This is a genomic window from Mycobacterium sp. IDUB_37 (assembly GCF_055419245.1).
The window spans coordinates 583,691-605,235 of the sequence record NZ_JBVAXG010000004.1 but is presented as its reverse complement, the minus strand read 5'-3'; the positions used below and the strand labels follow the sequence as shown (position 1 = coordinate 605,235).

General features: G+C 64.3%; 13 protein-coding genes and 1 riboswitch. Of the genes, 2 read left to right on the top strand and 11 right to left on the bottom strand.

Features of this window, described 5'->3' with window-relative positions:
* The first annotated feature begins 186 nt into the window (after positions 1-186).
* Positions 187-2,091 carry a serine/threonine-protein kinase PknD gene (locus ACZY1I_RS17065; protein WP_463755609.1) on the top strand — a complete coding sequence of 635 codons (1,905 nt, stop codon included), beginning with the start codon at positions 187-189 and terminating at the stop codon, positions 2,089-2,091.
* A gap of 240 nt (positions 2,092-2,331) precedes the next feature.
* Entirely contained in the window at positions 2,332-3,924 is a 1,593-nt protein-coding gene (locus tag ACZY1I_RS17060; protein ID WP_463755608.1) for a protein kinase domain-containing protein, read from the top strand.
* Between the two features lie 30 nt (positions 3,925-3,954).
* Here ACZY1I_RS17060 and ACZY1I_RS17055 read toward each other — a convergent pair whose 3' ends face one another.
* The 11 genes from ACZY1I_RS17055 to ACZY1I_RS17005 form a co-directional block, all read right to left on the bottom strand.
* The gene (locus ACZY1I_RS17055; protein WP_463755607.1) at positions 3,955-4,221 is read right to left on the bottom strand and encodes a hypothetical protein; all 267 of its coding nucleotides are present in this window, start codon (positions 4,219-4,221) and stop codon (positions 3,955-3,957) included.
* 147 nt (positions 4,222-4,368) lie between these two features.
* Positions 4,369-6,024: a nuclease-related domain-containing DEAD/DEAH box helicase gene (locus ACZY1I_RS17050; protein ID WP_463755606.1), complete on the bottom strand. Its 1,656-nt coding sequence runs from the start codon at positions 6,022-6,024 to the stop codon at positions 4,369-4,371.
* Positions 6,025-6,056: 32 nt separating this feature from the next.
* Positions 6,057-6,584 (bottom strand): hypothetical protein, encoded by a 528-nt coding sequence (locus ACZY1I_RS17045; RefSeq protein WP_463755605.1) that lies wholly within the window; start codon positions 6,582-6,584, stop codon positions 6,057-6,059.
* A riboswitch (SAM riboswitch) is annotated at positions 6,541-6,652 on the bottom strand. Its footprint overlaps the gene before it by 44 nt.
* A gap of 39 nt (positions 6,653-6,691) precedes the next feature.
* Positions 6,692-7,384, bottom strand: coding sequence for a hypothetical protein (locus ACZY1I_RS17040; protein ID WP_463755604.1), 693 nt, complete (start codon positions 7,382-7,384; stop codon positions 6,692-6,694).
* Between the two features lie 29 nt (positions 7,385-7,413).
* Positions 7,414-7,983 carry a TerD family protein gene (locus ACZY1I_RS17035; RefSeq protein WP_463755603.1) on the bottom strand — a complete coding sequence of 190 codons (570 nt, stop codon included), beginning with the start codon at positions 7,981-7,983 and terminating at the stop codon, positions 7,414-7,416.
* Between the two features lie 36 nt (positions 7,984-8,019).
* Positions 8,020-9,177 carry a TRAFAC clade GTPase domain-containing protein gene (locus ACZY1I_RS17030; RefSeq protein WP_463755602.1) on the bottom strand — a complete coding sequence of 386 codons (1,158 nt, stop codon included), beginning with the start codon at positions 9,175-9,177 and terminating at the stop codon, positions 8,020-8,022.
* Positions 9,178-9,181: 4 nt separating this feature from the next.
* Positions 9,182-10,177, bottom strand: coding sequence for a hypothetical protein (locus ACZY1I_RS17025; RefSeq protein WP_463755601.1), 996 nt, complete (start codon positions 10,175-10,177; stop codon positions 9,182-9,184).
* Between the two features lie 14 nt (positions 10,178-10,191).
* On the bottom strand, positions 10,192-12,861 hold the full coding sequence (locus ACZY1I_RS17020; RefSeq protein WP_463755600.1) for a GAP1-N2 domain-containing protein: 2,670 nt from the start codon (positions 12,859-12,861) through the stop codon (positions 10,192-10,194).
* Complete coding sequence (locus ACZY1I_RS17015; RefSeq protein WP_463755599.1) at positions 12,858-15,221, bottom strand: hypothetical protein; 2,364 nt, start codon at positions 15,219-15,221, stop codon at positions 12,858-12,860. The genes ACZY1I_RS17020 and ACZY1I_RS17015 overlap by 4 nt, the downstream gene beginning before the upstream one ends.
* Position 15,222: 1 nt before the next feature.
* Entirely contained in the window at positions 15,223-17,916 is a 2,694-nt protein-coding gene (locus ACZY1I_RS17010; RefSeq protein ID WP_463755598.1) for a hypothetical protein, read from the bottom strand.
* Between the two features lies 1 nt (position 17,917).
* Entirely contained in the window at positions 17,918-21,496 is a 3,579-nt protein-coding gene (locus ACZY1I_RS17005; protein WP_463755597.1) for a tubulin-like doman-containing protein, read from the bottom strand.
* Positions 21,497-21,545: the final 49 nt, after the last annotated feature.

The window sequence follows — 21,545 nt, the reverse complement described above, 5'->3', positions numbered from 1 at the left end:
ATCCGGCCGGTAATCGCAGCCCGGACATTCTTCGCTATGCAGCGGCAACTTCCAGCACTAACGTTGTATTCAAAAATAGCGACGCGGCACCTTAGCGCACAGAAACGCATGCGGCTGTCATAGGTGCACGCTATGGTCGGGCAAGTTGCTGGCCGTGGTAGTTGGAAACGTCGGTAGGAGGGATTGTTGGAGGGAACGCCGTTCGGAAGGTACCGGCTGATCGAGGTGATGGGCCGCGGCGGCATGGGCGAGGTGTGGCGGGCCTATGACGCAGATACCCAACGGGTAGTTGCACTCAAGATCCTGCCGACCGACATTTCCAACGACGAGATATTCCAGCAACGTTTCCGCCGCGAAGCGCACGCCACGGCACGACTGAACAGTCCGCATCTGATCCCGATCCACACCTATGGCGAGATCCATGGGCGGCTGTATGTGGATATGCGATTGATCGAAGGCAACGACTTGGAGTCGGTGCTCAGCGGCGGGCCGCTGCCTCCGGAACGGGCGGTGCACATCATCGAGCAGGCCGCGAAAGGTTTGCATGCCGCGCACAAAGACGGTCTGCTGCACCGAGACGTCAAGCCGTCCAACATCATGCTCGACGCGGATGACTTCGCCTATCTGATCGACTTCGGAATCGCCCGCGCAGCAGGCGATTTGGCTTTGACTGCCGTCGGCGACGTCATCGGGACCTACCACTACATGGCCCCGGAAAGGTTCGGTCCGGCCCCAGCAGATTCGCGCTCCGACATTTACTCGTTGGCCTGCGTGCTCTACGAGTGCTTGACGGCACGGTCACCGTTTCCCGGCCACACGTTAGAACAACAGATCGGCGGCCACCTGCGAATGCCACCGCCGCGACCGTCCAGCACCAATCCCAGCATTCCCATGTCGCTGGACAAGGTGATTGTCAAAGGTATGGCCAAGAACCCCGGCGATCGCTACGACACTGCCGTGGATTTCGCCCGAGCCGCCCACGAAGCCATCGGATCTGTGCGACACACGCCCACTCAGGCCCGGTCGGCGCCGCCGCCACAGGTGCATTACAACGGCCGCCCGGACAACCGCCCCCAACCGCCGAGCCCCCCACCACCGCCGCGCCAGCAGGTTGACCCGGCAATGACCATGGCGCGGCCGGTAATACCCGTAGCCCCCGCCCCTCGCCCAGAGCCCCCGGCCGCACGACCCGTCTCGTCGCCACCACCGGCGCGGCCGAAGTCGCCCCCCTGGTGGCGACGCAAGGCTGTTGCCATCTCGGCCGCTGCAGCGGTCGCGGTCGTGGCAACCGTTGCAGCAGTACTCATTTCCAGCAAGCCGAGTCCGAAAGCCGAAGCGACCGAGCAGGTAACACTGCCCTTCACCGGCTTGCGCGACCCACAAGGGTTGTCGGTCGACAGCGGCGGCACGGTGTACGTCGCCGACACACCAGAGAATCGGATCCTGGCGTTGTTCGCCGGCTCGAACAGCCCGGTCGTCCTGCCGTTCACGGACCTCAACTATCCGACCGGGGTGACAGCGGACAACACCGGCACCGTGTACGTCAACGACGCAGGCAACAAGCGGGTGTTGGTACTTCGTTCCCGCTCGCAGAAGCAAGAGGTCTTGCCCTTCACCGACCTTGCCAATCCGACCGGCCTCTCGGTGGACGGCAGCCGCACCGTCTACGTCACCGACACAGCCAAGAACCGGGTAGTCGCACTCGCCGCCGGTTCCAACACACAGACTGAGGTGCCTTTCACGGGCCTCAAAGATCCCACCGGCCTGGTAGTGAACAGCACCGGAACGGTCTATGTCTCCGACGGCGGGAACAACAGGGTCTTGATGTTGCCTACCGACACCAAAAAGCAAGTGGCGCTGCCCTTTACCGGCCTGAAGCAACCGGGTGGTGTGACGTTGGACAGCCAGGGAACCGTCTACGTCACTGACACCGGGAACAGCCGGACGCTCAAACTGCCCGCCGGGTCGTCGACGCAAGTCGAGCTGCATTTCACCGGCCTCGACAACCCGTGGGGGTTGGCGGTGGACAACGTGGGCACCGTCTACGTCGGCGGCCGCAACGACCAGATCGTCGCGCTGCGCAAGAAGTAAGCCGGCCGATTGTCCATCTAGCGAACCGGGCGTACGCTCCGAAAATCGGCTTGAGTTTGCGCGGGGAGACGGATCAATGGCGATTCGTGGAGGACTTGCTTCAGTTGCGATGGCGACTGCTGGTAAGGATCTGGCCCCCGGCGCCTCAGACTCAGTGCGTTTCTGCCGCCTCGGCAAACTAGCTCGATTTGTCAGACCCCTCGCGGATACTGCCCGTAAAGACCAGAGGTAGGGGGTGCCGTGAAGTCACTCGTTGGCGGGACCTTCGGCAAGTACGAGGTGAACAAACTGCTCGGCAAGGGCGGCATGGGCGAGGTGTACGAAGCGTTCGACACCGACAAAGGCCGCACCGTCGCGTTGAAGGTGCTGCCCGACGAGTACTCCGACGACGACACCTTTCGCACCCGGTTTCTGCGTGAGTCGCGTGCCGCGGCGGTCCTTCAGGAGCCGCACGTCATCCCGATCCACGACTGGGGCGAGATCGACCACACGCTGTACATCGATATGCGACTGGTCAAGGGTCAGACCCTGCATGACTCCGTAAAGAAGGGGGCGGTGCTCGAGCCCGAGCGTGCCGTCGACATCATCCGCCAAGTCGCGGCAGCATTGGACGCCGCGCACACTCAGGGGCTGATTCACCGAGATGTCAAGCCGCAGAACATCATCGTCACTCCCGACGATTTCGCCTACCTGGTGGACTTCGGCATCGCCGAAGCCAAAGGCGATACGCACCTGACCGTCGCCGGTTACCAGGTAGGCAGCTTTCTCTACATGGCGCCGGAGCGTTTCGGCGAGCAGGAGGCGACTGCCGCGGTCGACATCTATTCGTTGGCGTGCGTGCTGTACGAGGCGTTGACGGGCCGGCCACCGTTCACCGGGCATCACCAGCAGGTCGTCGGTGCCCACCTGTCATCGCCACCTCCGCGGCCAAGCGTGGCGAACAAGAACGTCCCAGCGGCCCTCGACGATGTGATCGCCCGGGGAATGGCGAAACACCCCGACGATCGCTATGGCAGTGCCGGAGCGTTGGCCCGCGCGGCTAAGCGTGCCCTGTCGGCGGACGAAAATGGGTCGAGTTCCACTGGCACCGTGTTCGCCGCGCATTACGTGGAAGCACCCAGGGAACACCAGCACTTCCGCGCGCAATCCAGTCCCCCGCCAAGGAGTTTCGATCCTGCGCCTGCGCCGACGACTCAAGGCGACAGTTCGTCGAAGTACCTGGTTCCGACTCTGGTCGCCATCGCTGCCGCGCTGGTCGTGGTGGTCGTCCTGTTGGCGGTTAACGTGCTGGGCAAGTCCGATTCGCCTAGTCCGACGCCGACCGTCGCCTACCCCACCTCGGGGTATCCGACGTATCAGCAACCGAGTTATCAGACGACTACTCCGTCGCCGAGTGCGTCGGTGACAACGCCCTCAAGCACGCGACCCGCACCTGTTCCGACGACCGCAGCGGCTGTGTCTCCCGAGCAGCGACTCCGCCAATACGTCAGCGGTGACCGGTCTTTCGTCTACAGCCGTCTCGCTGACCTATGGGTTCCGCAGCTGAGCTCGAAACGCCCCGGCACCATCGAGGGCGGCGTCCCATGGGACAACGCAATGGCGCTAAACGAACACGTGGCGCTGAGGGATCGTTTCGGCGCTCTGCTGCTCTGGTCGGGAGACTGGTCAACATTCTCCGAGCCGAACTATTGGGTAACCATCGTGGGCACCGCCTTTGCCGACGCCAAGGGCGCGCTGGCCTGGTGCCGGAGTCATGGGTTCGATCGGGATCACTGCATCGCGAAGATCGTCAGTACCACACACCCGGTGGCGGGAAGCACGGCGTACAACTAGGCATCCCCGCGCGGCCGTCAACAGGGAAAGCTATATGCGCTTCACACTTCGGATGGTGATGTCCTGCGCCGAGCACAGCCGACACGTCAGCGACCGCACCTTCAACCGAATCTTCGATATCTGTAAGGCCTTCTTGCAGAACGGGTATCGGCACCCGCACGAGAGCGTGACCCACCAGTCCGCTGCATGGTCGGCTTCGTCGCAGAACTTCTGGCAGATGCATGGAACCGCCGTATCGAAATCCAGGGCCGACAGAATCTCAAGCTCTGGCAGTACCGTGGTCCCCCGCAACGTCATGGTTCGAAACCATAAAGCTCTAGTTGAGACTTTCCGGTGAGGCGCGCGCAGCGGAAATAAAAATTGCCCTAACAATCGCTGCTGCGGCCAAGTTTGCGCGGTCGACCGGCAGCACTCCCCCGGCGCGGCGACCCAGCAGCAGTGTAACTACGGCGCCGAGAGCCCCAACCGATGAGCCAGCAGCTGTCCCCCGACTTCGCGGATGAAGTCTGGGTCGCCACAAACGACCAGCTGGTCGCGGGCGCGCGACAGGCCCACGTAGAGCCGCTCGCGAGAGCGCTCGAACGCCGTCTGTTCGTTGACAACGAGCACGATCGCCCGACGCTCGAGTCCCTTGAAACCGAGAACGTGGCCATAGAACACTTGCTCCGCGTCCCAGAAACTGTCCCAGTAGGCGGCGTTGCCGGCAGCTTGGCGTTCCTTCTGCTCGGGGTGCCGGCTACCGGTGGTCAGCAAGGCGACGTCCTCGGGGCGCCATCCGTCTTCCAGAAGCGACTCGACCTGGTCATCGCCGGTATCCATGGCATCGTCCCGCGAGCAGGGCACAAATTTCACCGAGGGCCCGTCGCCACCCAGAAAGCGCATCGGATGATCAACCAGCGGCTGGAATGCCGTGGCGATCTGCCTGGTGTTGCGCACGTTGTGATCCAGGATCAGTGGCACCAACGGAACCGGTGGTGACCCGTGTCGGTTGAAGACGCGCTGGCCCTCGTCGGAGAAGACATACAGTCCGCCGGCTTCGTCGTCTTTGAGTGCGGCAAGCAGCGGATCCCACCAGGCGTCCGCGAAATCCTGCGCCTCGTCGACGACAATCGAGTCGTATCGGTGGCCCGGCTCCAATTGTCCGGCGAGTTCGGACATTTGCAGCGGCAGGTCATGCTCCCAGAACTGCACAGTCTCCTCGGTGCGCAGCGATTCATCGGGTCCTTCGGGTGCGCCCCAATTGACCCCGAGAGCGTGGAACTCGCCAACATAGGCCGGCTGCTGGCGCCGAGGCCAGGCGGCGCTGATGCGCTCCAGGTAGGACGCCAGCCCGTGGGAGTAGCAGACGAGCGCGACCCGTTGACCACTTTGCGCAAGTCGGCGAGCCTGCTCGATGGCGAGAAAGGTCTTACCGCTGCCGGCACCGCCCCGCACCTCGACGCGATGCAGGAGGCGGACGGCGTCGAGGATGACGGACTGATGTGCGGTGAGCGTGTCCGCGCCGTCTTCGTTGGCGAGGGCGCGGGCCACGACGTCACGCTGCGGGAGTCCCCGGCCGCTCAAAGCGATGGCGAGCTGACGGATCCCTTCCTGGGTAAGCAGCGGCTTGTCGAGTTCCTGACGAATGAGGATGTGGCGAAGCTTGTGCACCAGCATCGGCAGATCCGTGCGGTCCATGATCTTCCACCGGGGGCACTCGGGCAGTGAAAAGTTCTTCGGCAGTTCGGTATTGGGCAGGACGACAACGTGGTCCCAGCGCGGTCGTTTAAGCGTCCAGCGCGGGTCGCCCTCAACATATTCGCGAAGCGCGTAACAAGCTTCACGCGCCTGCCGGATCGGCTCAATGCGGACCTGCTTGCCACCCCGGAACTGGCACCAGCCTTTGCCGTCGTGCCAGACCTCGCCGCCCTTGACCTCGATGCAGATGATGCCGGCGCCCTCGATGGCGACGACGAAGTCAACCTCGTGGTCCTTGCGATGGTCGGTCACGCGCTGATTCGCGATCACCAGATCGTCGGGCTGCAGTTGCTCGGTCAGCGTGTGATACACGCACCGCTCGGCGCCGTTGGCCAGCCGTGGAGGCTCCGTCGCTTCCGCCATCACATAATTGAACATCCCAGGGGTGACACGGTCTAGCTGCCGTCGTCTGGCTGATGAAAGAAGTCCAGCGGCACCACATATCCGCCGTCTTCTCGCGCTGCTCGCGTCACAAAGTTCTCGGGTGACTCCCCCGGCGACTGCCGTGCGCCCTCATGACAAGGCGTCCGCTCGTCGAACGCGGCCAAGTTGAAATGGCCGCCCGCGAATCCGAACGGTGTCAGCAGGTGAAAACGTGGTCGCCACAGCGCTCGCTGACCGGGCCAACTGCGACCACGGTAATGCCACGTCGCACTGAACTGCTCGGGATCGTGGTTCCACATCACCAGGCTGATTCCGTCGCCTTCGAGTTCAATGCGCCCATCGGAGCCTAGAACCACGGAGACCTCGAACGTCGGCTGATTTTCGAACGACTTCTTCGCCTGGATCCAATGGACGCGATGTCCCGCATGATAGGAACCGCAGGGGTGAATCCTGTTGGGTGTCATGTCTATTCCCGAACTCGAAGCCTCCGCCGAGGAGGCGCTCTTGCCGACATCGGTTGATGCGGGCCACTTCGTCATCCGAGCCACCCACGAGCGTGGGGTTGGCGTGCCGTCCAGTCGGAGCTTGACGACGGCATCTCATGAAGCGTTTTCAGAATACCGCGGGAGTCTGACAGCCTCGACGACTAGCCAAGCCGGCGCGCTGCCCGCACCGCGGCAACGTGGGCACGACTCTGGGTGGCGAACGTTCGCGCGCTCGGCAACCAACACACGACCGCAGTGAACATTCCAGCGAAAACCACCACTATCGCCAGGTGGCCGAGGAGAAGCGCGGGAAGCGATAGCACGGCCAAGAATGGGCTGACCCAGCGCGGCCAATGGCGCCCACGCCAAATCTGATGGGCCACAATCAGATAAACGATCGCGCAGACCGCTCCCAGTGCGGCAGCCGAGGCAATGAGGGCGGTCTGCGCATCGTCCTCGTATCCCGAGGCGAACAGGGTGGCCGCGCCGCTCTTGTCGAGCTTCAGCGCATTGTCCAGGGTTTCTCTCAGCTGAGTGATGGCCCCGACGGCCAACACCACCAGCGCCAAAGTCAGCGTCGCCGCGGCCAAGAGGGCAAAGGAAGCCGCACGTACGGTGACGGGCCGCCGGGGCTTTGATAGCGGCGCAGGGCTCACCGCTACATCGTCAGGGTAGGTCCCCAGCGGAACGTCAAACACGAAGGGCGGACTCGGCTCGAAGGTGGATGGTGCGGGCGCGGATGCGGGACGAAACCGATCGGGAATCCGCGCCGACTCGGCGAACTTGGCCAGGGTCTCCCGATTCTTCGGTACGTCATTGAACTGCTGCAGCCGCTTCGACCAATCCTGGGGCATCGTGCTCATCCTCCCTTGCCGTCAGCCACTCAAATAAATTGGCGCACAGCCGGTTCGAGGTCGTGAAAGGTGCGGCCGTTGGCGATCGCGCCGATGGCCGTCATCGTCCAAATCTCGCCATCGCGCGACACTTTGGCCATGATCTGCGAATTGTGCACGCCCGATCCAGTCAGTACGTAGCGGGCGATCTCGGTTTCGGTGGTGCAGTCCACCAGGCGACAGGTTGCGTTCTCGATCTGCGAGAAGTTCTGTCCAGTAAAGGAATTGACGACGAACACCAAAGTAGCGACCGATTGGGGCAATGCCTTCAGGTCGACGATGATCGATTCGTCGTCACCCTCCCCATCGCCGGTCAGGTTGTCGCCGGTATGCACGATAGATCCGTCTCTGCTCTCCAACTGCTTCCACCAGACAGCGTCGACCATCCGGCCCTTGCGGTTGTAGATCATGCACGAAGCATCCAGGTCGATATCCTGCGGCTTCGAACGGAAGAATCTGCGCTTGCGCGCCGCGTCCCAGCCCAACCCCATCCGCACTCTGGTCAGGGTGCCACCGCTCGCCTTGACCATCGAAATGCGCTGACCCTTTTGCAGGCTCACCGACATAGCGTCAATCTCCCTTTCGCGATGAAACGCTTACGCCAGAACTTGACGGTCAGCGTAGACCCAGCGCATCGGATCCAGGCAGCGGAACGGGCAAATGCCACTGGCACTGATCTTCTGGCCGTGTGGAGCACCGCCCAACGCCGACACCGCGAAGTACCGGTGCGTGTAACGGCGACCGTTCTGTGGGTTGATCATGTTGCGCAGCATCGGGCCTGCGTCGAGAAGTTGCAGCAGACTGTGCACCTCTGCGTGCAGCAACCAGCCTTCGTCGTCGTCGTAGTGCCCGGGGACCAGGCCGGGGTCACGCGCAAAGGCAGCACCCGCGTTCGACATGATGCGCCCGAAGTTGCCCCCGGTGACCTTCCGAAGCTGCTGCAGTGCATCGAATTTCGAGAGTATGACGGCAACTTTGGGATTGCCGTCGCCGATCAGGCGCATCACCGTGCGCAGCACATCGCGTGGGTCACCCCCGGTGGCGGCACCGGTGGGAATCAGGTCGCGGAGATGATCTCTGACCTCCTCGACGCGCATCGGGTCGAAAAGGAACAACACCGCGTCGGCGGCAGCGAAGAATTCCCACGGAGGCCCGCCGACATTGCGGTTCTCCATGTCCTCGCCGGCAACGTCTCGGACCACCAGGAATTCCCGCACACCGTTCCACACACCGAGACTGAAAATGAGTGGCTCGTGATGGTCGCTGCCCGTTGCGGCCGTGGGGGTCGGCGGCAGGATGCCACGTTCCTCGTAAAGGGGCTTCTCGTAGTCGGATTGATAGCGTCGGTACGTATCGGCGTTGACGAAATCCATTTCGTGGCCGTGGTTCTCGAGCAGCCGCTGCAGTTGTTTGATCATTACCGCGATGTAGACGGTCTTGCCCGTGGAACGCGCACCCGCCATCGCCACGCACGTGACAGAGCCAGTGCGCCAGTACGGCGGTAGGTGATAGTGGCACAGCGGGCAGAGCTCGATGACCGCGCCGTTCAGTTCACGTTCGGCCTGCTGCCCCAGGGATGGCTCAGTCGGCGCTACCCCGGCCGGAACCTGATACTCGGCCATCTTGCCCATCGGGGTCGGATGTCCTCGGTAGGCACTCGCCACCGGGTCGACCGCCGTTTCGCGCGGCTGGGCCTCGACCCAGGTCGAAACATGTTCGGGGAGGGCCTTGAAACACCGCGGGCACTTGGTCATCTGCTCATCTCCGCTGTCTCAGGGGAGCTACCAACGCTGCCACCGCCTGGTCGATCAGGTGCGGGTGGGAATCGTAGTACGAATCAGCGCGAACGTTGGCGGGTGGCGGCGGCAAGGCGGCACCGGCGAAACCGGGATAGCGGCGACCAGACTCCGAGAGCAGTAACAAGCTCACCGGACTGTGTCTCCGCGCAGGTTGAATGGCTGTATCGGTGATCACCACGGTGAGTCCCGCCGTGTCAGCGACGCGGCCCACGGCGACGTCCAGGTTGGCGCCGATGCCATAGCCGGATTCGCCGAGCGCCTTGCCGACTCGCGCTGCCAGCTCCGCGGTCGGTCCCGCCGGTATCTCGGTGTAACCGCCATCAGCGAGGCACGCGTGCAGCGGCTGCGCGCCGCCGACCACCGCGGCGATTCCGGCGACGATATCCGTTGCGGCAGCAAGTGTTCCGTTGACAACGAGCGGTGCCATCGACGCTGAGGGGTCGATCACACAACCAACGGTCACCCGGCGTTCCGGCGGCAACGAGTCCATTCCCAGCGCGCCACGGCAGGCAACCCGCGCACGGTTGGCCAGTAGGGGCAATGGCGCATCGGCGGCGGTCAGGCGGGTTGTGACGGCCACCTGATCCATGGTTGCCGGAGCGATCGTCGCTAATTCGATCGAAGCCAGTCCGGAAACCTCGCGGGGCGCGAGTTCGGCGTAGTCGGCGTCGAGATCCCCGGGGCTGTCAGGCCCGATAGTGACGTGCAGGACCGTGTCCTCGTCGAACTGCGCCCGGCCCGAATCGGGCACGGCCACAATGATGATCTCTTCATCGACACGCGGCACGATCAGCATCCCGCCGGAGTGCATGCGGACGGGTGCGGCAGCACCGTTGTTGAGGCGGGCTATCAGACGCACACCCGAGGAGCCTGCGCCGACGACCGCCAGCGTCACCGATAGCGGACGCCGCGGTAGCCGCGCAGATCCGGCCCCGTCCAGCAGGTAAGTCGCCACAGACGTGTTTCCTCTCAGCTCGTCCAGTGAGACTCTGGTTGCTTGCGTTGCCTATTGCCGATGTAATTGGGCTGCAGCCACTCTCGTGCGGCTTCGGCGTAACCGGAGAAGAACTTCTCGGCATGGTCGGCGCTCAGGGCGCGGACGACGGGCCAACATCTGTCCCGAAGGTCAACCGCATCGGCCGGAGCAACATAGGCGCCGCGCTCGGTCAATTCGCTCAACAGATCCGACCAGACGTCCTCATCGATCGACTCGGCAAACTCGGCAGGTGCGTCGAGCAAGGTCGGCTTTTCAATCTCCGCGCCGACGCGGCGCAGCAATGCGTGCGCCACAAACCAATTGACGTCGACAACGTTGATCCCGATCAACTCCGAGAGTAGGTCGACGAGATCGCCGGACCGCCCGGCGAGTGCTTGACGAAGTTCATCCGCAACATGAGATTCGACGTCGGACCACGCATCAGCGCGTGTTTGTCCCACCACGATCAATACCGCCAGGGTCTCCAGAAGGTCGTCGGCGAGATCAGCCACATGGCCTGGCGAAAGGTTGGCCAAAACTGTTGGTGCACAGTCACGCAACGCCTTTTCAACCATCTCGGCCGACCAAGGTTGGGTCGCGTACAGCACCCGTAGTCGCGCGGCGGCGACCGCGCTCCGATCCCAATGATCCGGCGTCAACGGCAGGTTCGCGATCACCTTGACCAGTTCGGGGGGAAGTGGCTCGTAGTACAGAGCGGAGATCGCGGCTGCGGGCCGAACCCGCCGGGGCCACCGGGTGAAAATGTCCAGGACCTGCGGCGCCGCCAATCGGCTGTGCCCACTGAGCCTGGTGATCAGATCCCGGCAGTCGGCGTCGGACAGGTTGTCGGCGGTCAATGCGAGGTACATGGCGTCGGTGGCCAGTCGCGAAGCCGCTTCCGCTGTCAGAGAGAGCATTTCGCGATCGCTCAGCACGCACGCGATATAGCGCGGCAACAACACGGCATCGTGGGCATGCGGGCTGCGCGGAATCACCGGCGCGGCAGCGTCATCCCCGAACAGCCACTGCCACACCGGGCGGTCGTAGGTATCGAGCAACCGTGCGGGTTGGCGGGCGATCAACGGACGCAACACCTTCTCGCGCACCGAGAGACTGATCGCGTCGTCGTCAAGCAACGGGCGGGCCGACACGCTGTCGGCAAGTGCGGTCAATGTTCCGGGTTGTATCAACGCATCTGGACTGGCGTAGGTACCCGCGCGGCCAAGCCGGTGCAGCAGTTCGACCATGCGCAGCCGTGCGTACAACGGTTGCACCGATTGCCCGGCAGCCAACCGTTCCAAGGCGTCGTCGATATCCGGGCGGAAAGGTTCGAGATCGACCACCGGTTCGGACGGCAGGTCCGCCAGCGGGCCGCTGACGATCCATTCGGGTTCGGCGAGGATGTTGCGCAGGAGTTGTTTTGCCGCATTGGGTAACCCGGCCTGCCGCTGGCGCGCCCGCATGAATCGTTGGTGGGCATCCGCAATGGTTGTCGGGGCGGTCGCTGCAATGGCCGCGGCCACCGTCGCGCCGATCCATTCGACATCGTTGGTGTCGGGCGGCGCATCCTCGGCGATGATTTGGTCTGCGTCAGCATGAAACTCGCTGAGTTCCTGCTCTTGGCGCACCGCGACTGCCAGCGGCCACTCTGGCGTGAGCTCATGATCACCTAGCGCTGATGCGATCCTGTCTTGTTCCGCCAGCAGCCTTATCGCCAAGAATTCGTCGCTCAGCACCCCTTCGCCCAGTACCGACCACCCCGTCACCGTGATCGTCCCCATGCTGGTGCGATGCGTCGAACCGAGCTGACCGATATCCGGCTCGTCACGTTCGTCGAGAGCAATCCAGTCCCGTGCCCGTGCCCGTGCATCGGTCGCGCGGTCGCGGGTGACAACGACCAGGTGAATCCCCGCACGCAGATCGGATGCTGCCAGTGCCGGGTCGTCATGGGTGGACCAGCTGAATCTGCGGGCAGTCGCCGGTGGCATGAAATAGCTGACTGCCGCGATCCACAACGGTCCGCTGTCGAGGTCGTCGGTAATCAGCATCACGCCAGGCCCCCCGGACATGGCGGCATGGACAGCATCGAGAAGGACACGAAAAACGCTCTGCCGGTCGATCGCGGTTCCGGTGAGGAAGGTGATTACCGAGGTTGCGCTGATGTGTTCGCCGGGCTCGGGGAATGGGTTCCCGGCAAGGGTCGCGGAGGCGACTTCGGCGGCACCGTATGGCCGAAGCCAGTGCCGGGACTGCCACAATTCAATCGGCCGGACCGGCGATGCGCCCGAGATCTGCCGATCGAGCACAACATGGGCGAAGACGTTGCCCGGCCGTCCGGTCGCATCCCTACCGGCATCCACGGTGTGCCAGTAGGCGGCAGCGTCCCCCTTGAGCGGCGCATACACCAAACGGGCTCGACGGGCGGCAATCTCAGCGGGCGTCGGGTAGGTCGGCAATGGCTCGCCGGCGTCAAATCGTGTGGCGATGCGAGCGGTCAACACCTGGCGTTCGGCGGCAGTCAGGTCACCGGACTCATCCTTGACCTGCCAGCCACCGCCGGACCCCAGGTCGTCACACGAGGCGTAGATCAGTTCGGCGTAACGGGGGCCGGAAACATTCGGGGTCTTGTTGAGCGCAACGTCCCACGGCGAGCGGACACTCATTGCGGCGCTCCGCTCGGCGGTTCGTACCACAGCGTCCGCAACGACGGATCGGCCAGTGCGTAACGCCTGGTGCGGTCGGCGACCCGCGCGATGAAAAGCCGGAAATAGCCACGCCGTTGCTGCCGATCGACCAACCATCCGGTCTTCCAGTCGCCGCGCGGCATGCCCTCGATCAGGCATTGCGGCGTCGATTCGCCCCCTTGAGCTGAGCGGAAGTACACCAGATCACCGTCTTCAGGGTTGAGCGGCAATCGGTCGGCGCGATAGACCATGACCAGGGTCAGCGGCGAATCAATGTCAAGCTCGGTCTTCAGCGACAACATGCCGATGTTCGGGGGTGAATCTTCATGCGGCAGAAGGCGATAACCCAGTCGATGCAGACCGGTATAGCGCAGCGCGGTGACCTGCCCCCGGATCTGCTCGCCCCGTGAAAATGCCACCGGGACAAGGCAAACGATGCATCCTTTCGGCTCCAAGGGCCGCGGCAGGACTAGCCCGCCGTCGCGACGGTATTTTGCGCTGCTCATTTCGGCCAAGGGCCGACTGCGGTCGCAGATTTCCGCGGGGCTCAGTGTCGTACTGCCGACGTAGGCGAGCACCGCGGCCGCGCCGGCGGGCCAGCCGAAGGTGATGATCTCGGTATCGAAGCGCTCGATGATCTCGGCGTCGCTGACGGGCGGCAGCGGGCGGGTCTGGATCTTGGTGGTGCCGATGCGGGCATTGCCGCCGAGCACCGTGACCGGCGTCAGATAGGCGCGGTCCCAGGCGGCCGGCCACGGCACGGCGAGAACGCGCGAACTGTTGGCGTCGCCCGCAACGACCGGATCCTTGATCAGCGCTTCATCATTGAATCCCTGCACTTGCAGCGCAGCTTCGGGCATCTCGCTGCCCTGCAGGCCCGGTGGCGGCGGTGAACTGCACCGATATACCCGGACCTGTCCGGCCTGCGGCGTCGTCCAGGCCAGGTCGAAGCGCGAGTTATCTTCGGCGATAGTGACTTTCATATCGTCGACGGTGCTGAGCACGACCGAGACCAGGATCTCCTGTTGCCGTGGTCGCGACAGTCGCTGCGAGGAACCGACGGTGACGACGGCCAACGCCCGATACAGATAGCGCATGCCACGCTTGGCTTCGTTGTCGACGAAGCCGGTCAGGTTGGTCTGGCCCACACCGATCTGATTGCGCGGGTCTTCCCGCGCAGGCGCACTGCCCTCCAACGGAATACGAAAGACTCGCACCAACTGGGTGCCCGGGTAGGTCGTCCACTTGCCGATCACCCGACCCTCGTCCTCGCTGACATGGAAATCGTCAACGGGACTGACTTCCTGGCCCTCGGCGATCAGGAAGGGTTGATTGTGTCGGGCGTCCTCGTCGTCAACACCGACGTGGCACCACACCTGGTAATTGCGCACCGCGCAGGTCAGGTAGCGGTTGTCATGCACGTGCAGGGCGGTGGTGACCGCCACCGGATCGCCGGCCTCCGGTTTGAACGGCGGCGAGTCGTCGCCGGATACCACCCGATAGATGACCATCTTCGAGCCGTTGGGTATGAACGGCTCATATGCCAACCGCACGCCGTCCGCGGTGCCCCGGATAGTGATGGGCCCCACCGGCACCTCGGAGTCGCCGTACTCGTACTCGCAGAAGTCGCGGTGAGTGAGGTTGAGGACAACGCCTTCAGCGGCTTCGTTAGGCACGGCGCGGTGCCGCTTTGCCGGTGCGACGGCAGGGGGTTCCGCTGCCAGGGTGGGCGCTGCCTCTTCGGCCAGCGTGGGGCTACCCGATGTCGCATCCGCGAACTGCGCTATGACAGCGGCGATTTCGCGACCGAGGTACGCGGCCGGACCGGCTAGTTTCTTGCCGATCTGCTCTGCGTCGGTGTATCCCCATTTGACCAGATTTTTCAGGGTGACATCCCTGATCAGGTCCGCGCCGTCGGCACCTTCGGAGATCCGCTGAGCGCGCCATTGCATGAGCGCCTCGACGATTTGATTGCTCCGCGGCGGCTGACCTTCCCCGGGGTCGGTTGTTGTTGCGACGGAAAATCCCGGTGAAGTGGGCCGGGCGGCGGGACGAGTTGTCGGAGTGACTGGTTCTGCGACAACGCTGGCCAGTTCTTCAGGCAGCAGATCGACGGCGGTCACGGGACTCACCCCGAATTTGATCTGGTGCAGAAGGTAGTTGATCGTCGGCGCCCAGGAAGCGAGCAACGGGGAGGTTACGCGCCCGGCCCAATCCTCGGGAAAGGCCGCGACGGTGGCCAGTTCGTCGGCGAGTGGCGTCGTGACGCCAACGCCCGCTACTCGAGTCGCCCATAGGGTCAGCACCCCGAGGCGTTTGAATTCCTTCGGATCGGCCATGTCAGAACTTGAACCCCCCGCCGGGATCGGGAATGTAGCCCGGTCTGGACTCGGCTACGTCGACGCTCTGGGTACGGGGGGACCCGCCCGGCGGGGCCGGAATCGGCTCGTTCCACATCGTTTGCGCGACGTCCCCGGCACCGACATTGATGTAGTCGACCGGGATGGCATCACTGAACTGTGTTGCCACACAGACTATTCCGACACCATCGCGATTGACCTGCCGATCGTCCTGCAACACCGCAGCCGCGCCGTTGGTGATCGCCGTGTCGGTCAACAACGATGAGTCGAAGCGGTAGGTACCTGGCGGCGGTGCGGGTCGATCGATCTCGGCAAGGAATTCCGTTCGAGGCGCTGGCGCACTACCCGGTTGCTGGACGCGACTGACCAACGTGTCGATCAACTGCCCCAGTGATCCGGTCAGATTCTGCAGGGCTCGTCGCCAGGTGACGTCGGCGCCGGTCGAGGTCACCGATCCGTCGTAAAGCGCTGTGGCCCATTGGTCCAGCACCGAGCCGCTCCCCTGCCCCGGATTCAGCCAGAGCGGAGAACTGTCCGCGTTGCTCTCCCGACTACCCGGCTGTGGTGGAAGCGCACTGATGACCAAGTGCTCCCAGGCGCCACTGAGCCAGCCGAGATTGAATAGGTCGCGGCGCAGGTAACCGACCGTCGTCGCGATGTCGTCGCTGGCCGGTGTCGCGTAGCCGATCGCGGTGGACATCGGCAAACCCCAAGAGACGCGCAGTGACTCACGACTCTGCTGAAAATCGGGACCCAGCGGCGCTGCCAGGAAGGCCCCCAGCGCGCGACTCCATGCCAGGTACTCACCGTATGCCTGGGAGAGCCGACTGAGGTCACGCAACGCGGAGCGCAGGTTGTCGTCGTCGACTGCACGCTCGTCGAGCACGGCTTTGCGCTTGTTGATCAGCTGGAACAATTCTTGTTGATTGCGCATGAACGCGCGCACGCACAGGATCAGGCAGATCAGGTAGGTGGCCAGGGCAATTATCAAGGCGTGCCACCACTTCAGCAGATCGATGACGCTCAAGTAGATGACCGCGCCCGTCACCAGCAGCATCAGCACAAGCGTGAACTGGATCCAGCGCGCCAGCTTCTTGTTGCTCGAATCGGGCTCCGGCGGCAGCGCGGGTAGGTTGTTGAGTTTCTGCAGACGCGCCTGCACCTCGCCGTAAACCGAACCAAAAGCATCGGCCAGCCGGCGGCCCACGACGACGCCGAAACTGGACGCGTGCTGGCGCTGCCAGGCTTCCATGCTGGTCCGCGTTTCGCGGGCCTGCAGCGCGTTGCCGGCCCCCCGCTCCAGGTCATTGAGCTTGTGCCGCAGGCTCATCAGGCCCAGCGAGTCGGTGGCATCGATGCTGTCGACTTCGACACTGGCAGCGATGACTCCCGGAATGCCGGTGAATCTCTCGGCAGGACCGGGCATGATCTCTGCTGCCCTGCCGATGATCGCCCGGCTCACACCGATCTGCACCGGCGGCAACTCGTTGACGCGCGCGCCCGCGTCGGCCAGCGTCATCGCCGCCCGGCTGTAGTCCTGCCACACGGCGGACAGATCGATGCGCGAACTGTGTTCACCGACATTCTGGCCGGCGAGAACGCCGCTGAGCTGGCTGGACGCATTGGCTATGTCGGCCCATTCGGCGCGTTGGCCGCGAGCGGTGCGACCGTTGACCACCACCTCGTACGCTGACCCCGCAACACCGAACACCGCGCGATTGACGGTGGCTGCGATGCCGGTGGAAACACTGTTGATCATCGCGGCATACCAGGATGCGGGCGCATTCTTGATTGCCGCCCACATGAATCCGAAGAACATTTTCAGCGCAGCGCCGACGCCGATCTTCTGCGCGGCGGCGGCTTGTTCGTAAGTGCGGCGAGGGCCTTTGAGTACCGCGGCGTGCTTGGTCCAGAATTTGTCGGCCATGCTCGTCGCGGCCAGCGAGACGTCGGTGACATACACAACCTGGGCGCGGTGGTCGGTGGGCAACGGCAAGCCCCCCTGGTGGGACAGCAATTGCTGACGCAACTGCGATTCGGCCTGCCCGGTATCAATCTTTCGGTAGAACGATCGCGTCAGCCGCACGACTTCTCCGGGCATCACCGGCGCGTGATCGAGCGGGGCGTGCTTGAGTTCACTCCATAGACCCAGGGCACCCGCCACGACCGGCGCAGCAAAACGGCCAATTTCGGCGGGATTGTCGTCGGCCGGGAGCGGGACATGGCCGATGGACGGGCCGGGCCGGTCTTCCGGCGCGACCAGCAAGTTGTGCCAGCCGTCCACCGCGACGTGCGCTCCGGCGGGTGGCGTTGCGCCGGGGCGCGCCAACAGGATTCGCACCCGGATAGTGCGTGCGGTACCCACCGATGACGCCAGCAGATCGGTGATGGCGCGTTCCTGGCTCAGCCTCAGCGGCGGGCCCGATCCCACCAACGGCACGATGACGCAGATCCGGACCACGTCGAGGTTGCGCGCGGTGACGAACTGCCGCAAGGCCACATCGCTGGTGCGGCCACCCGCGACGCGGAGCAGCGTTTGCGGTGGCTCGACGTCGCTGGGATCGGTGATCCAGAAGAACGGATCGACCAGTCCGGCCGCGGACAGGTCGGTGAGGACCGCAAGCACGCCGTCCGCGACGCCGGTCGGCGCGAGCACAACGGTGGCATCCGGCATCTCAGAAGTTCCCGCCGGCCGGTATTTCGAAGGCGTTGCCGCTAGGCCCGGTTGGGGGCTGCTGGGTACCGGGGTCGTGTGTGACGGGTCTCTTAGCGGCCTCGGCACATTCGGCGACCAAGCCGATGAGTTTGCGGGTAGCGGCGAAAACATCCGGGGCCAGGTCCCGGAATATCGGCGTGGTCGCGGCCTGCGCGCGCACCGTGATCGTCGAGAAGGATCCGCCACCGGCAGCCCCGCGATTACCGGGCGTCGCGCCTTCGCCGGGCGCCATGTAGTGGTGACCGGTGAATTCGTTGAACTGGTTGAAATAGTTCTCGACAGCTGCGGCACGTTCGTCGACGCTGACGCCGGGTCCGGTTCCGTCGACGACGGATTCCACGCCGGTTTCGGTGTTTCCGGTGCGCAGGAATTGCGTCAAATGCCGCTTCGCCGCCAGCGAGTGGATCCCCGATACCGGGTCTTCGGGGGACTCGTCATAGATCTGGCGCAGCGCAATGTAGGGCAGCAGCGAGGACATCACCGGCGGCTGATGCGACTGGGCGATCGCGATCAGGAACGACTCGAGGATGGCCGGCAGCCAGTCATAGCCGGCCAGGAACTCCGACGGTGGCGTGAGTAGGGGGTTGGGGAACGGCAGCCAGCGCCGTTCCTCGGTGCTCCACACCTGGGCTGGCTGTGCTCCCGGTTCGCTGGGAACGTGGATGAAACCGATGGCGCGCCCCAGAATCCAGCCCGAGACGCAGGCCAGCCGTTCACTGGGATGCATAGGCAGCGCCGCGGTGAGCGGCCGAGCGCGCCGCATTGTCCAGAATGCTCTGCGCTGTGACGGCGAGGCGGCCTGCCATTGCCGCGAGGCCTCCGAGATCACCGCGGTGTAGGCCAGCGGCGAATAGTTCGGGTAGGAGCCGAAGATGTTGATCCGCTTGAGTTTTCCTTCATCGTTGAGGGCACGCGCGAGCGCATCCGCGCTGGATTTGTCGATGCGTGGCTGTTCGCGCAGCGCGGCGGCCAGATCGTCGGCGACCCGGTTGTCCTTGAACGGGATCGCCGAGAATTTGTACTGGTATTCCATTTGGGCGGCACCGTGGATCGCCTGCATGGCTTTCTCGTTGACGCTGGCCAACGGACGGGCAAGGCTCAGTGCCTCACCGAATTTGATGACGATGTCGCGGTGGCGGTAGGCCATCTCCGATTCCGGCGGGTTGTCCGCGCCGAGCACGAATTCGCGCAGCGACACCGAGCAGAACCGGTCGAACGACTCACCGGCGCGCGCAACGAATTTCCTTGCCCGGGAGAGCAACTCGGGAGGACGGGTGTGCACGTCGTAGCGGGCGCGTTGCGCGATCAGCGACTCACCCGTCTCCGGATCGCGGGGGAACACACTGGAACGCCATGCCGTGGTGCGCTCCACCACCGGCTGGTCGTCGGCGGGTGCGCGGGTACCGCTGACGGTCGTCCAGCGACCGGTGATGACATGCCAGACCGCCCGACGGATGCCTTCTTCGAAGGCGTGACGGGTACCCGCGTCGGTGCCCACGGCCTGGGGTAGATCGCTTTCATAGCGTTGCTTGAAGTGCGCCGAACTGGTGAGCATGACTTCGTTGTTGGCCTCAGAAAACCGTGCTGCCACCGCGTCGTCGTCCTCCGAGGGCCATGCGGCGTATTCGTCGGTCTGCAGAAAAGCCAAGCCCAGCTCGCGGGCCGGCTCGGCAACCGTGCGGCGCAGCAACGTCTGCGATTCGTCCAGCGCAGACACCAACTGGTCGATCACTTCGGTCGTCAGTGCGGCGGAGGCTTTGCTGACCTGGTCGGCCAACTGCGCATAGATCTGTGTCTGGACGTTGGCGACAGTGCCGCTCAGCACTCGCTCCAATACCTCGGAGCTGTTGGCCAGGGTGCCTTTCAGTGCGGCGAGAACGGGTTTCGCGTCCTCGGAGACCTCCCCGATGCGGGCACCCGGGGCATGGCGCAGCAGTTCGGCACCGCTCGGCACCACCACATCCTGCAGTTGGCGGCGCACCCGTTTGACCAGGCCGGTGGCGTACGGCAACCCCTTGTCGCCCAGGGCAGCGATCGTCGCGGCCTCCAGTCGGGCAACGAAATGGTCCTGCCACCGAAACGCCACCAACTCGGCGGTCTGGCGGGATCCGGCCAGCAGGTTGTCACGGTGATCGGCGAGCACCCGGCGCACCCGATCAGTCCACTGCGCGGCGGCGACACCGCCCCCTTGCGGCATGTCGCGGCGGACCGTCCCGTCGACGATGGCCACCGCCTGTTGGGCGGCATCGTGGCGTTGCAACACCCCACCCATCAACCACGACGCAACCGACCCCGCGCCCGCCAGCGGCAGGCCCAGCTCAGCGCAGATGTTCGGCCACTGGTTGTCCAGGATCGCGTTGACCTGCTCTTCGTCGGACGCCAGATTGTCCGACTGCAGATGTCCACGCAGCAATTGGTCGGTGCTGCTTCGCGCCAGCCGCTGCGCCGCGTATTCCTTGTACCGGTCGCGGCCCATGCTGAGGCTGGCGAAACCAAAAGCGCCCCAAGGTAAGTTGGTCCACTGCTTGTTGCCCCACCCGAGGTAGTGGCGGTTCCCCGCTACCCCGGCGCCGTTGGTCAGATCCCATTCCACGAACTGCTGTGTCGCCTGGCCCGACAGCATCAACGCCGACAGGCCGCGGCCCAATCCGCGATAGACGGCATCGGGTGTGCCGTCGCCGAAAACAGTGCGTTGTGCGCCGACGTGGCGACCGACTGGGAAGACCCGGGCGAACGGAATCAGTTCACCCTCACCGTGTTCCAGGCCCAGCGCGCGCAACAATGCGACATCGTGCTCGCGGGCCGCACCGATCTGGCTTGCCACGATCTCACCCAGCATCGCCAGCGCGTTCGCGCGCACACCGGTAACGGCCGAATCGGGCAGGCTGCTGAAAATGTCTGGGGCGACCATGAATACGCCCATCAGGCGCGGGTCTAGCCCCGAGACCATGGTCAGCACCCGGCAGATGTCCAGCGCCATCGACGCACCCGCGCCACCGGCCATCGACGACACCACCAGCACGATGGGCATGTCATTCGGGTCGAAGGCACCGGCACCGGGAAGCGAAAGCCCCCGCATCTCCGAGTCCGTCGAGTTCAGGAATAGCCGGTCCCACGCTCGCTGGAGTTCCTCGCGGACCCGCCCGACCTGGCTGAGCGTGATGATCCGGCCCAAGGTCCGGTACTGGCCCGCACCGGTACTCAGTGGTACGTGCACCGATTCGGGCTCGCGGGGCGCCCAGGTGGCGACCGTGTCCAGAGCCTGCCGGCCGATCAACTGCTGGGACAGTGCGCCGTCGAGCACCTTGTAGCTATCGCTCTGTGGTCCGGTACCGACGTAGACGCCGCCCTGATCGCGCACCGTGCCGATATTGCGGACCGGAGTTGGCGAGGTGGGCACATCGAGGTGGACGAACTGCCAGCCCTGCGGAATCCGCGTCACGCCGTGGTCGGCGAGGTCGGAGTGCAGTTGATCCATCATGTAGGCCAGCGTGGCTCCACCGGAACCGCCGCATCCAACGACGAGGAACTTACGCATTCGTTGCTAATCCTCCTTGGTCGCGCAGCCGACTTGTGGGGACCTGCCG

Excerpts from the sequence above, each read along its gene's own strand:
- ACZY1I_RS17005 (WP_463755597.1), bottom strand. The coding sequence starts at position 21,496 with ATGCGTAAGTTCCTCGTCGTTGGATGCGGCGGTTCCGGTGGAGCCACG.
- ACZY1I_RS17055 (WP_463755607.1), bottom strand. The coding sequence starts at position 4,221 with ATGACGTTGCGGGGGACCACGGTACTGCCAGAGCTTGAGATTCTGTCG.
- ACZY1I_RS17020 (WP_463755600.1), bottom strand. The coding sequence starts at position 12,861 with ATGAGTGTCCGCTCGCCGTGGGACGTTGCGCTCAACAAGACCCCGAAT.
- ACZY1I_RS17040 (WP_463755604.1), bottom strand. The coding sequence starts at position 7,384 with ATGCCCCAGGATTGGTCGAAGCGGCTGCAGCAGTTCAATGACGTACCG.
- ACZY1I_RS17045 (WP_463755605.1), bottom strand. The coding sequence starts at position 6,584 with ATGACGAAGTGGCCCGCATCAACCGATGTCGGCAAGAGCGCCTCCTCG.
- ACZY1I_RS17015 (WP_463755599.1), bottom strand. The coding sequence starts at position 15,221 with ATGGCCGATCCGAAGGAATTCAAACGCCTCGGGGTGCTGACCCTATGG.
- ACZY1I_RS17050 (WP_463755606.1), bottom strand. The coding sequence starts at position 6,024 with ATGGCGGAAGCGACGGAGCCTCCACGGCTGGCCAACGGCGCCGAGCGG.
- ACZY1I_RS17030 (WP_463755602.1), bottom strand. The coding sequence starts at position 9,177 with ATGACCAAGTGCCCGCGGTGTTTCAAGGCCCTCCCCGAACATGTTTCG.
- ACZY1I_RS17010 (WP_463755598.1), bottom strand. The coding sequence starts at position 17,916 with ATGCCGGATGCCACCGTTGTGCTCGCGCCGACCGGCGTCGCGGACGGC.